The following is a 13,324-nucleotide window of genomic DNA, read 5'->3' on the forward strand; positions in this document are numbered from 1 at the left end:
GTGCCAAGTAAAATGGAGTTCAGAATGGCTGAATATATGCATATCCCGATTATAATTTTAATAGCATGGTGTATCTCTTACCTCTGCAAGCGGATCTTTACGGTTCTCATTGATCGTGGAGTCGAAACACTGAAAATTGAGGCAACTAATTATTATTTCATAAGAAATGGTGTCAGCTTTGTTATCTACCTTTTTTCCTTAGCACTAATTTTTAAAATGACACCAGGTTTATCTGGTTTAGGCACGACGTTATTTGCTTCTGCAGGGATTATTGCCGCGGCAGTGGGTTTTGCAGGTAAAGAAGCAATGTCAAATATTGTGAGTGGTATCTTCATTATTATCTTCAAGCCTTTTCGTGTTGGAGACTTTCTCGAATTGGATCCACAAACTCGAGGTAAGGTTGAGGACATTACTATGCGACATACCGTATTGGCCGATATTAATAATCGTCGAATCTTATTCCAAATTCGGTTATTAGTGCTAATGCAGTCGTTAATTTTGATATTTCAGATGAAAAAATCCGTTTTAATTTTAAAGTTTCTGTGGCCTATGAAGCAGATTTTGAGCTGGCGATCAAAATAATAAAAGAATACATTGAAGAACGTGAGGAAGTCTTATTATTAGAAGAGCCTCAACCCGATGGTAGCTTCTTGCCAAAAGTAAATATTTTCATTGCGGAGTTAGGCGAATCGGGAGTTTTAATAAGAGCCGATTTTTGGACACAAAATTTTGCGGATTCTTTGAAGGTTTCTAGAGATTTAAATAAGTATGTGCTACTGAGTTTCAAAGAAAATCCAATAGAAATCCCTTACCCCCATCGAACAGTCGTCCAAAAAGGAGCTTAAAAGTCATTTGTCTCAGTGCATTCCAGTCGGGATCAATAAGGTCGCCGCTAGTGGTTCAAGTAACTTCGTAGAAATAGGTAGAATTTTCTCAGAGACTTTCGGGGATCTGCCTCAATTAGATGTGGCCATCGCTATGTAAGATATTGAGTTTATAAGCCTGAAAACCATGGATCTATAAGCCCTTTACCTCTCGGGTGTTTATATTATTAAAAGGTAAGTTGACTGGCGTATAACTTTTGCTAAAAGCACTTCCGTCCACACTTATGCCACTGGCGAATCCGAGCAGGGTTGAGTAACTCTGCGCTTCTGTGATTACGATAAAGTTACTGGGGCGAGTGATCATAGTGTATTTAATTGACCAGCCAAACTTGAACTAGAAGTTGTCGTTCTTAATCCGCGATTTGGATTTTGACTTCAGCCTTTTTACCTGCGGGAAAGGAGTAGCCTGTGTAAGCGGGAGGGGCAGTGTTAGTGGCTTTGCCTTTACTGCTTAGTTGAGCTTTGCCAGTAAGTTTTCCACCTTCTAGCCAAGGATTGATAGTGACATTTAATGGTGAGTTGGTGACTGTAATAGTCTTTTGTCCATTTGAGCCATTGAGTTGACGTTTATAGCTCACTTTGACCCATTGAGTTTTCTTATCTTTGCCAGCGCGGATGGGGATGCCGACTTCCATTGAACCCCAAGTTTTTGGCATGGTGTCTGTAATCGTCAAAGTATTATCGGGAAGGGAGTATTTAATGCCCGCAAGTCCCTCGAGAATGAGCAGGATTTTACCCGCGTTAAAATTGGAGTACTGATCGCCGAAGGGTTTGCCATCGCGATCGTATGCTTCGGGTGCGACGGGGCAGTCCCATTCTTTATGGTAGTTATAATTGAGCAAATGATTGAGGGTGAGTTGCCAAGCGGGATCACCGAGGTGATGCACAAACATGCCAATGAGGGTGAAATAAGCGGTGTCAGGTGTGTAGCCAAATGTATGGTCGACCGAGCTGGCGAACTTCTTCATGCCGTATTTGCTCATGGCTAAAGGGAAGAACTTGCCGAAGAAACCGTGATCCTTATTTGCCGCCCAATGATTGACCATTTTGATGGCGTAATCTCTAGGAAATTGCGGAAGTCGCATGGGCCAAAAACCCGTGGTCATTAGCATGCCATCGCGGGGAGCCATGAAGAAGTTTTTGTGACCGTTTTGTTGCCATTGGTGATCAAAGCTTCTGCGAATATTTTCTGCAGTGAGAATATCTTTGCCACCCTTATTTTTTAACCAGTGGTCTTTGTCTTTTTCATTGCCAGTGAGCTGAGCCATTTTTGCGAGGATCGCACGAACTTCAAAGTCATTCATGAAAAACTGTGGTATGCCTTCCCAGAACATTTCACGGAAGTAACCCTCGTAACACTTGCGCAAGAAATCGAGATCTTTGCTATGCTCATAAATTTGCCAAGCTCCAATGACGTGTTCCGAAACTTCGTGACCGTAGGCTCCCGAATGCCAAGTTGTGCCTTTATTATCGGCTAGGGCGATCATACCATTGGGGTACTTCTTGTACATTTTGTTTTTAAAGAGATGCTTCCAAGTGAGAACATTGCCGTAAGCAAAGCGTTCTTTGTCGGCCGTCCAAGCGCCCACCTTGATTTGGAACATGGCATCATAGCGGTGGATACCGAGGAAGTTATTCACTGCAGTTTGGGTATGGTTCTCCATTTCCCAGCCCTTCTGAACGTTGATATAATACATCAACTGCATGGACCAGAGGTAGTAATAGATGTCTTCTATGCGTTTATCTGAGCAGCGGAACCAAGGGATCTCCTGAGTTAGTTGAGTATTCATTTCCTTGGTTTTGGCAGCGAGTTCTTTTTTGGCATTTTTGAGGAGTTGTATGGCATTATTTATGGCGAGCTGCCTATCGTCGTGCATTGACCAAATGACTGAGACGCCCTTGCTGTCGCAAGAGATACTGAATTCATAGAGTTCTTGGCCTTTCTTGCCTTTGGAGAGCTTGAGACTTTTTGAAAAGTTTTTCGAAGCGGTCAAAACAGTGGACATGTCTTGATACATGATGGGAGCAGTCGTGTGCCCACCGAATTCTTGAGGGCGAGTTTCTGTGGTTCCACCTTCTTTGATGATGATGGCGTTATGGGAGGAATCATAGTTGATTTTTGCAGTGCTCTTAAGGGATTTTTCTCCCCAGAAACTTTGACCATCAAAAACTAGCGTGATCGGTTTTGAAGAGGTGATGATAGAGCAGGCGGCATCATTGGCAGCAATAAATTTCTCTTCGCGGATTTTGACTCCAGCAACTTCATATTCACAGATCATTTTGTCTGGGCGCCAGAACATTTTTGTGGGCACGGGGTATTGGTGTTTTGTACCATCGATGATGACGGAGCCGTAGAGCACTCGTGTATTCTTATAAAATTCCCAGCCCCAATAATCATTGCCCTTGCCGGTATTTTGCGCCCCATTTTCTTTACTTTTGGCAAGGCCAAAGCCGCGACTACGTAGGTCGTGGTAGAAGGGGTGGGTGAGTCCAATAGTTTCTTGGAATTTAGGGATGTCAGCTTCCCAACTGGGGTGATGCCCCCCGACATAATAGCTTAGATTGCCAGCAAGAAAGCCCGATTTTTTATATTGGACATCATGCTCTAAGCGTTTACAGATATCCGCTTCGAGTGGGTTTTCTGCGCTCATCGCAAAAGATATACTAAAGAAAAAGCTTAAGATAAATAATTTGGCTGACTTAATTCTATTGAGACTCATATGTATTCCTATCCTGTTTCAGCGGGGCTGATTTACTTTTAGCGAGAGTGAATGACTTTCCTATTCCGAGAAGAATATTGTATGGCTTTTCGGACTCGTAAATGGCCTAACACGACAAAGATGTTTCCTATTGCGACCAATGGGGGAAAAGAAGTTGTCAGATCGCTGCGCTTGCAGATCGTTCGCAAGCTCACTGCAGATCGGCCTCCGGCCTGCAGAAAAAAGCTGGGAGCCCCGCATTCCATGCGGAAGTTGAATCTACATTTCTATCGAAGTTGTCAGATCGCTTCGCTTGCAGATCGTTCGCAAGCTCACTGCAGATCGCTCATTTCATTCGCTGCAGAAAATTCCTGTAGGTCATAGTTATAATAGAAGATTCATCTTACTTTATTCTGTGAAAATCTGGGTAATCTGTGGATATTTTTTAAATCATGGGACCTCACGCAGAGCCGCGAAGTTCGCAGGGGAAATCAATAAATGTTTATAATTCCCTCGAAGAGGGGGGCATATTATTAGCCTGGGGTGACTGGAAGGAACCCCAGGAAAATGTTTCGTAAACAAAAACCATCCTCGATGAGGGCGAATGATTGGCCACCTTCGGCGACCAAACAGGTGAAAATATCGTGTTGTGCTGGGAGCTCCGCATTCCATGCGGAAGTTGAATCTACATTTCTATCGAAGTTGTCAGATCGCTTCGCTTTCAGATCGTTCGCAAGCTCACTGCAGATCGCTCATTTCATTCGCTGCAGAAAATCCCTGTAGGTCATAGTTTATAAGAGAAGATTCATCTTAAATTACTTACTTTATTCTGTGAAAATCTGAGTAATCTGTGGAGGGTTTTTAATGATGGGACCTCACGCAGAGCCGCGAAGTTCGCAGGGGAAATCAATAAATGTTTATAATTCCCTCGAAGAGGGGGGCATATTATTAGCATGGGTGAACTGAAAGGAGATTCAGAGTTATTATTCTGTGAAAACCTGAGTAATCTGTGGATGATTATTTTTAATAATGAGACCTCACGCAGAGCCGCTGTGACGCAGAGCTCTTTTCTGTGTTGTTTAGTGTGTTCTGTGGTTTAAATATTTACCACGAAAGATCACAAAAAAGCACGAAAGTTAATGACCAAATATGTGGTTTTGAAATTCTTCTCGCTAAGTTTTTTGTTTGAGAGCTTAATAAGTAACTAGAGTTCAATGGGCATTTTTTAGCTTGATCCACAGATTTGACAGAACAACACAGAGGATTTAAAAAGGTAATCTCAAGTCTTTCTTCTGTGAAAATCTGAGTCATCTGTGGATACCCTATGCCGTACCTTTTGCACTCCGATACTCTTTTAGTACTTTTCTTCCTAGCACTTCGTACTAGGCTGTGTTATGCCGTACCTCCGGTACTCCAAGAGCATAGTTAGGGCGCCGATCAAAAAAACACGCTTTAATCGGCGGTAAAAAGAGAATTAACAATCACTCATTCACCGAAGAAGACGAGTTCGCCATTTTTTTGCGAGAGCAGGATATTGCCGTGACTTACTGCCATGCCATCGAAAACTGGTACTGAGTTGAGTTCGAGCTTAGTCACATGACTGCCGGATTTTTTGTCCATGACCCAAAGGTGACCACCGCGTTCACCATTGAAAGCAGCTTCTTGTTCTTCAAGTTTAGCTTGGTTCTTTTCAGCAGTGAACTGACCGTAGAGCGAAGCTTCATCAAGGATGTCTGCAGGACCAGCTACAATGAGTTTGTCGTTGGCGATTGCGATGGCACGTACCATGATTTCTGGCTCAATTTCACGCCAGTCATATTTGTAGAGAACCGATCTTGAATCATCAAACTTTAAGCTCGCTTTCCAATCGGCAATATTGGGGTTGTTAGCTCGGTAATTTTCGGTGCTTTTCTTATTGGCTGGGAGCTGATTCATTTTTGTACGATAATCAGAGTAGGCTTTTGAGGCTTTCTTCACTTCAGGGGCTTTTTTGTCACCATATTTTCTGCGGGCTTCAATGGCAGTTTGTTTGAATTTTTCCAAAGTAGATGCCTGCTCTGGGCTCATTATTAAAGCGGGTTTTTCACCTCTGAATGCCCTCTCTTTTTCTTTGGAAAATTGGCCTTTTTTCGTGGCAAAAATTTGGTATTCGGTAACCGAGGATTGACGAATAAAAACGGGTTTGCGGCCAAAGCCATAAACAGTATCATCATCCATAGCTAGGATACGCCCAGAGGGTGCTAATTGCATAGGCTTCATCCAGCCACCCCAGCCGCCACCGGGGCCATTGCCATAAATCCAGTAAGTCCTATGAAACCAACTATCATCGAGGAAGCCCGAGAGTGAGAAGAGGTGAACGTCATCGCCACCCTGATCACTTTGGTTATAAGTAAGACCTTTTTCACCGGGTTTAGCATTATTAGTTTCTGGCCACATGCGATTGCCATCGAGGTCAATTTTTTGTGAACCCATGAATATTTTACCATTCTTGACTGAGAGAACATCGGGACGAGAAGTGGGGAGTTTGGAACCCTGTGAACGAAGTTGCATAGATTCACCAGTGATCGGATCGATGTCATTGAAGCGAACTTCGTTAATGACTTCGCCAGTCATGGGGTTGAGCACGTTCATCAAGAGACCACCATCAACAAAGAGGCTACGTCCTGCAACGGCATAGAGTCGGTCTTGGTGGATGAGCACTGAGCCTACGAGTGGCCAGACTGACTCGACTTGTTCGTCGGCAATGAGTTGCTTGTTTTGCGGTGAGGCGCGATAACGCCAAGCGAGTTCGCCATCACTAAGACGGAGGCAAGTGACCCAGCCATCGCTGGCGCCAAAGAGTACGCGACCGCGATAAATTGTGGGGGCGGAGTTGACTTTAGCACCTGTGTTATAGCGCCATTTAACCTTGCCGATTTTTTGATCGATGGCAACAACTTGTTGAGCGTCGAGTAAAGAAACGAGTGCTAAGCCATGAGCGGAAACGGGAGCTGAAATAGCACCCTCAAAAGCGACGCGCCATTTTTCTTGAATTGTACTAGGAATTGTACTCTTTGTAGCCGCAGTCCTTTCTACGCTTTTGCGGTACATGGGCCAATCTTCATTGCTCGCTTGCAGTTCCTCGATTTGATCATACGCTGGACCTTTGAAGAAACGGTTTTCTTTAACAATAGCAGCGTAATCAACTCCTTCTTCAGCTGGAGCAAAGGCACCTAGGGTACGCAACTGACTTTCGGAATAACAGGCACAGGGATTTGGTGGTACATAAGTCACGCCATTAGCGGGCATCACGCCATAGAGGCAACCACCACGAACCCAGTGATTGAGGTTCCAAGTACCTTTTTCTGTGTCAATATACTCGGTTCCCGTAGCCGCCGGCATAATATATTTTTCTGTCGCCTTAGCGCGATAACAGCGTTGGTGAAACCAGTAATCCGGGTCGACATCGAGGGGAAATTCTTTTTCGATTTTACCTGTTTTGGGGTTAATGCCCTGATAAGTTCCGCCACCTTTACCAACTGCATAAGTGCCACCAGTCCAAAGTAATCCACGGATGGGGATGAGGTCCTCTGGGCTATGGTGTCCTGAATGCTGAGGTTTTTGAGTCCACATTGTTTTACCGGTTTTGGAATCAATGCCAAAGACCACAGCTGGTTTGCGACTCTCGCGAATTTGAATAATCACCATGTCCATGTAGTTCAGCATGGTCGGAGCATAACCCGCGCCAAGTTCACCCGCTTTAATAAGATCCTCGAGAACCAATTTGTCAGATTTCCAAATTAGCTTGCCATCCTTGCGACTAATGGCTTGGGCATTGGCTCCATCAAAGAAATAAATCTTATCTTTATCCATATTCATTGTCATGGCAATACAGGGAGCTTTGTAAACCCAGCTAGTTTTTCCCGTTTCAGGATTGATAGAGACTATAGTGCGTTCTTCGTTGGTCCAGGCAAAGCGTTGACGAGCATTACCCGCAGCAGCCCAAACGTGGCTCATATCGTGGGTGTAGCCTTCACGACGTTTAACATGATCACTCATGTGAACAATGAGTTGATCGTTATCTAAAATGATTTCATCGACATTTTCGGTGCCTTCATAAGTCTTGAGGACTTTGCCCGTACGGCCATCGAGCTGTGAAACGGGAGCGAGGGCACCCAAGGTTACATAAACTTTGCCATCAACGGCCACTAATTTTCTTTGAATTTGTGTCGGCCCAGATTTGAGCGGCCACATGTGATTCATCCAAGAGGGAAGTTCTTTGCGCCAGAGTTCTTTACCATTAAAGCCATCGCGGGCAATGAGTGTCCAGCGAGCGGGCAGGGCGACAGCAGAACGGGAACCCATGTCGACGATGTAATAAACAATACCGCCTTCCGAGACCATGGCATTGAAACTCACCATGTGTTCGTGGGAACGCGACCAACCCGGACCCGTCATCCATTGCAGGCGACGAGGAGGTCCAACTTTTGTATCTTTACTGACCACGGTATTAGCGGGATTGTAGAGGGCGTGGGTCCAGTCGTCGATATCACTAGGTACCGGTTTGACGATTTTCTGCCATTGCTCGCCTTTTTGGATATAGGCAATGCCACGGGGCGTGAGGGCGCGCATAATTTCATCTTGATCAATTTTTGCGCTTTCCGCACAAAGGATAATATTGGCAACGCTACTGATGACGGGGATATCGCTACCATTATAAGTCTGTACAGAGAGCTGACCCTTAGTTTTCTGCTCCGCAACTTGCTCGCGACTCGGCTTTAAATCGGCGCCATCTTTAATCAAAATTTGGCCAATGAGTCGTGGACTACTGACAATGGATGCGAGTTGTTTGACTTCATCTTGTGGAGCTTTACCTACATAAAGTAACAGACCCCCACTATCTTCTGGGATTTCAGGAAGTTGACCTGCCCAAGTCAATTGACTGAGCATGAGTAAAGGTAAGTATTTGCGTAAGTTCATGGGGGCTCCTAATTGATGATCTAATAAAAATGTTTAAAACGGCTTCTCAAAATAAATATTGAATTTAGAGGATGAATCGGCAAAGTTTTGAAGTTCTAACAGTTTTTGGGAAAAGTCGTCAGATCGTTACGCTTGCAGGGGAAAGTAAGTTGTCAGTTCGCTGCGCTTGCAGACCGTTCGCAAGCTCACTGCAGATCGCTCATTTCATTCGCTGCAGTTTAAAGCCGTGTTATGCTGGGAGCTCCGCATTCCATGCGGAAATTGAAATGGTGTCTCTCTCGAAGAGGGATGATGTCATTAGCCTAGAGTGACTGTAAGGAACCCCAGGAAAAAGTTTCGTAAAACAGCTTCCTCGAGGAGGGCGAATAATTGGAGGTTTTGGAAGTGAGCAGGGGTTTTGCAAGGGCATGGGGTTCACATTATCGTGTGGAAAAGGATGCTACTGAAGCTTGAATTACAAGCTGGTATGCAGTCCAGGTCTGTAGTTTCGTAGAGGGCAGTTATCGATAAATACAAGGTTGTATGCTTTATTGCTTGCCGTAACCTTTATAAAAGACTTAAAAGTATAAAATTGTATTTTTTATTGATTTGTGAGTAATGTTTTTTCAATCGTTTCGTATAAAGAGTGTAAAGGCATTGTGAATTTAAACTCGGAGCTCCCATGAATAATATGAACCGCCGGCTGGCACTAAAGACTCTCTTGGGAGGTTTTGGGTCTGTCGCCCTTAATTCAAACTTATATTCACAATTTGCTACGCCAAGCAAGTTGAATCCTAGTTTTTCTGGTGGCCCTAAACGCGTTGTGTTCTTTCTCCAAAATCAAGGTTTTGAACCTAAAACCTGTATTCCAGTAGGTATGCAAAATAGTGGCTCTTTGGCTAATGCGACTTTGCCAGAACCCATTCAAGCCCTGCAGCCCTACCGTGAAAAAATTCATATTATTAATGGTCTTCACGGCAGACATGCTTCCCCTGCGCACAGCGCCTTCTTTGGGGCTTTAGGCGGCTACCGCGGAAGTGATGGCGTACCGCCAAGTGCTTCTACAGTTGATTATGAATTAAGTAAAACGCTTCCTCAAACTCTCTTGCCCCACCTCTGTATTGGTATGGATTCTTTGGACAACATGAAAGCTAAGCCGACTCTCGCGACCCTGTCCGCCAGTGGTGCGGGTCAGCCCATTTTCATGTATTCTGACCCTATGCAACTCTATAAACTTCTCTATGGTGGTTTAAGTACAGGTGAAGTTAGAACTCAGCATGAAGCGCAATCTCATATGCTTAGAAAAATCGAACAGTTTGCTGTAGATAAAAGCACTGGGCTCCCTCTTCATGACCAAGAACTTTATAGCCAATTTACAGGTGGTTTTGAGCAAATGAACGCGCTCAGAAAACGTTTGGACGGGGCATCTGGTGATCTTGCTAAATACGCTCCAAAGCTGGATCAGCGTTACAGCAATCCCGAGTTTGAAACAGATTGGCACGATGTACTTCTGGACCTTGGTATATCTGCATTAAAATCTGGAATTACTAATACATTAACTATTGGTTCTGGCCGTGGTGAGATTTTTGGTTCCTGGAAGGGCTTGGGAGTAGAAAAGCAAGGCCACAATCTTGGTCACATGCCGCAACATGAAAACCCCATTTGGATCAAAATTCGCCAATACAACTCCCGTATGCTTGTTAAGTTAATTGAAGAGTTGGAAAGTGTTCCCGAAGGTAGTGGGACAATGATGGACAATACACTCATCGTCTATACGAGTAACAACGCAGACAAACAGCACACCAATGGCGCAACTTGGCCTTTTATTTTGATTGGTGACTGTAATGGTGCTTTCAAAATGGGTCAGTTCACTCAGCTTGATGGAAAACGCCCCATTAATGCTCTTTACACAAGTATCCTAAACGCTGCTGGTCGCGATATTGAACGTTTCAATATGTCCGAAAAAATGGCCAAGAAATACGATTCATCAACGGGTCCATTAAAAGAAGTGATGGCTTAAGATGTCAAAATTATTCTTTAGCAGTCTAGTATTCCTGTGTCTAAATATGATGGCAAAAGAGAGCTTTGCTCCCGGGAAGTATATAGACAAAGACTTTGATTCCTTCGGTATAGATTTCATTGATAACAACTGCACAAACTGTCATGATGATGACAAGCCCGATGGCAATTTAAATCTTTTAGATCTAGAAGCGGTGAACGAAACAAATGTTGCCCTCTGGAAATCCATATGGGCGCAGGTGGCTCTTGGTGAAATGCCACCCAAGAAAAAAAATAAGCTCACAGAAATTGAAAGGCTCGAATTCTCTGAATGGGTCGTTCAGGAAGTGAGTAAAACTCTCAAAGACAAGGGCGGTTTTCACGTCCAAAGAGATCCCAAGAAAGGGAATTTTGTCAATCATGACTTGTTGTTTTCTCCGAAAGCAGGAATGCTGAAACTTGAGCCTGCTGCTTCCCCTAAACGGATTTGGCGTATCACTCCCCAGGAACACATTACGCGCTTGAGTATTCTGATTAATTCTGAGCCAAATTTTGATCCACAAAAACCTGGACAAAGAACATTTGGTGATTCAGTTCCCTTGAATCATGGTGGTGAGCTCAAACTCTACTTTGGTGCGGACCGAATCAACAGCTGGCAGGGAGGGACAGTGGCTTACGCAACGGCTGTAAAAAGTATCCCAGTTGTTTTATCGTCGATGCGCAAACACGGCTTTTCTAATTATGCGGGTAGATTAAGCGTGAATAGTGCAGAATCAGTGCAAATACTCAGCAAGGCGCATGATATCTTAAAGTACATGGCTTATGGACCTGGAAGCCTCATCAAATTCCCTGAGCAGATTACAGATGACCCCACGACTTATCAAAAAGAAAGACTTGATGGTGACTTTCGTGGCTTACCTATGGCACTTACCTACAACACCAAAGTGTTACGTCCACTTACCGCTGTTCATGACTTACTCAAGGATCCTAATAAAAAAGTATCTGAAGCGGAAATCCACAATGCAATTATTTATCTTTTTGAGATGCTGACTTTTCGACCTCCTTCTCAATTAGAAGTAGACAAATACTACACCCTTATTAAATCGACTATTGATCAGTTGGGGCAAAAAGACGGTTTACTGGCAGGCTTGAGTTCACTCTTTCTTGATCGTGATGCCTTATTCCGTACGGAACTTGCGAAATCCTCTGTCCCCGATAAATACAACCGAGTTATGCTGCAAGACTGGGAATTGGGCCTAGCTCTAAATCATGCCCTCAGTTATTTAAAACCTGACCCAAGTTTAAGAAAAGCTATCATGAATGGCAAGATGCGTAGCCGTGAAGGTGTTAAGCGCGAAATAACACGCATGCTCGAAGATGATAGCTTTCGCAAACCTCGCCTTTTACAATTCTTCAGAGAATACTTCGATTATGATTTAGCAGGTTTTATCTGCAAGGATGAAAAAGCTTTACGAGATGCGGGGTACATGGGTAAAAATCCAAGTAAGACCATGTTTTATACTTTAACGAGTACCGATCGCCTAGTTGAACTCATTCTAGAAGAAGATAAGGATGTTCTGAAACAGTTGCTCACTACGGATAAAATTGTTGCTCATTCAACAGAGAATGGCTTCTATGCTGAATACCTCTCAAAAAAGGAAAAAGAAGCTTACGAGATAGCTAGAAAGAAAGCAGGTAAATCCGAAAAGGAAAAAGCTAAATTTAATACGACAATTAGCAAACTCGATAAACAAATTACTGAGACCAATGAAAAGATTGCAAATGCGACAGACAAAACGAAAAAGTCTGAGGCCGCAAAAAAAGTTAAAAAATTAAGTCAACAAAAAAAGAAAGTTGAAAAGCAATATAACAATCCGCCAGTACCCAATAGCTTAGTCCCAGAAATGAAGGGTGAAAACATCTACGCTCGCGTAGGGCGCCGCTCTTTTGCCAACGGTTTTAATGACTCAAGAAGAATTCTCACCCAAGCCCCAAAAGCTCAACGTTTTGGGATTTTAACACAACCAGCTTGGTTAGTTTCTCATTCCGACGCCATGGATAATCATGCGATTCATCGAGGTATCTGGATTCGTGAACGCCTGCTCGGTGGCGGCATTCCGGATGTGCCGATCACTGTTGATGCACAACTTCCTGATGAGCCTCACAATACCCTGCGTGAACGCATGCGCGTCACTCGTGAGGAGTACTGCTGGAGCTGTCACGAGAAGATGGATCCCCTTGGTTTAGTCTTTGAAGGCTATAATCACATGGGACTTTTCCGCAACTATGAGAAAGAAAAGCCAGTCAATACAAACGGAGGAATTATTGACTCCGGCGATCCTGCGCTTGACGGCCCCGTTTCAGGACCTTTTGAACTCATCAATAAACTGGCCAATAGCGAACGTGTGGAACAAGTCTTCGTCCGCCACGCCTTCCGTTTCTGGATGGGACGCAACGAAACCCTTCACGACGGACCGATTTTGCGAGATGCGCACAAAGCCTATAAGGAAAATGGCGGAAGCATGAAAGCCTTGCTCATTTCTCTCATGACTTCAGATGCTTTTCTTTACAGAAGGGGTGAAGGCCAAGAAATTGTCATGCAATAGATTTATTCTATTTCTAATAGTCACACTATAAGTGAAGTTATCAGATCGCTGCACTTGCAGATCGTTCGCAAGCTCACTGCAGATCGGCCTTCGGCCTGCAGTAAGGGAAAGAAAATCTACGATTCACCATATCGAAGTAAAATTTAATCCACTGATTACACAGAGAATCTCAGATTATTATAGATCTAAGATTTTTTTA

The 13,324-nt window shown here is 43.9% G+C and carries 6 protein-coding genes; 4 read left to right on the forward strand and 2 right to left on the reverse strand.

Translation table 11 applies throughout. The features are described 5' to 3' along the window. The first annotated feature begins 24 nt into the window (after nucleotides 1–24). Together LNTAR_RS28195 and LNTAR_RS28200 are read left to right on the forward strand one after the other, a co-directional pair. Nucleotides 25–582, forward strand: coding sequence for a mechanosensitive ion channel family protein (locus LNTAR_RS28195; protein ID WP_007278108.1), 558 nt, complete (start codon nucleotides 25–27; stop codon nucleotides 580–582). Further along, nucleotides 543–845, forward strand: a complete 303-nt coding sequence (locus LNTAR_RS28200) for a mechanosensitive ion channel family protein (protein ID WP_007278109.1) — start codon at nucleotides 543–545, stop codon at nucleotides 843–845. The genes LNTAR_RS28195 and LNTAR_RS28200 overlap by 40 nt, the downstream gene beginning before the upstream one ends. A 389-nt stretch (nucleotides 846–1,234) precedes the next feature. On the opposite strand, the gene LNTAR_RS07715 is transcribed toward LNTAR_RS28200, so the two are convergent. Continuing rightward, the gene (locus LNTAR_RS07715) at nucleotides 1,235–3,604 is read right to left on the reverse strand and encodes a hypothetical protein (protein ID WP_007278110.1); all 2,370 of its coding nucleotides are present in this window, start codon (nucleotides 3,602–3,604) and stop codon (nucleotides 1,235–1,237) included. Nucleotides 3,605–5,068: 1,464 nt separating this feature from the next. Next, a complete protein-coding gene (locus tag LNTAR_RS07720; RefSeq protein ID WP_007278111.1) occupies nucleotides 5,069–8,542 on the reverse strand; it encodes an outer membrane protein assembly factor BamB family protein in 3,474 nt (1,157 codons plus the stop codon). 661 nt (nucleotides 8,543–9,203) lie between these two features. Between LNTAR_RS07720 and LNTAR_RS07725 the strand changes: the two genes are divergently transcribed. Beyond that, entirely contained in the window at nucleotides 9,204–10,541 is a 1,338-nt protein-coding gene (locus LNTAR_RS07725) for a DUF1552 domain-containing protein (RefSeq protein ID WP_007278112.1), read from the forward strand. A gap of 1 nt (nucleotide 10,542) precedes the next feature. After that, nucleotides 10,543–13,125, forward strand: a complete 2,583-nt coding sequence (locus tag LNTAR_RS07730) for a DUF1588 domain-containing protein (protein ID WP_157473382.1) — start codon at nucleotides 10,543–10,545, stop codon at nucleotides 13,123–13,125. Nucleotides 13,126–13,324: the final 199 nt, after the last annotated feature.

The sequence above is a fragment of the Lentisphaera araneosa HTCC2155 genome, assembly GCF_000170755.1.
Classification (GTDB): Bacteria; Verrucomicrobiota; Lentisphaeria; order Lentisphaerales; family Lentisphaeraceae; genus Lentisphaera; species Lentisphaera araneosa.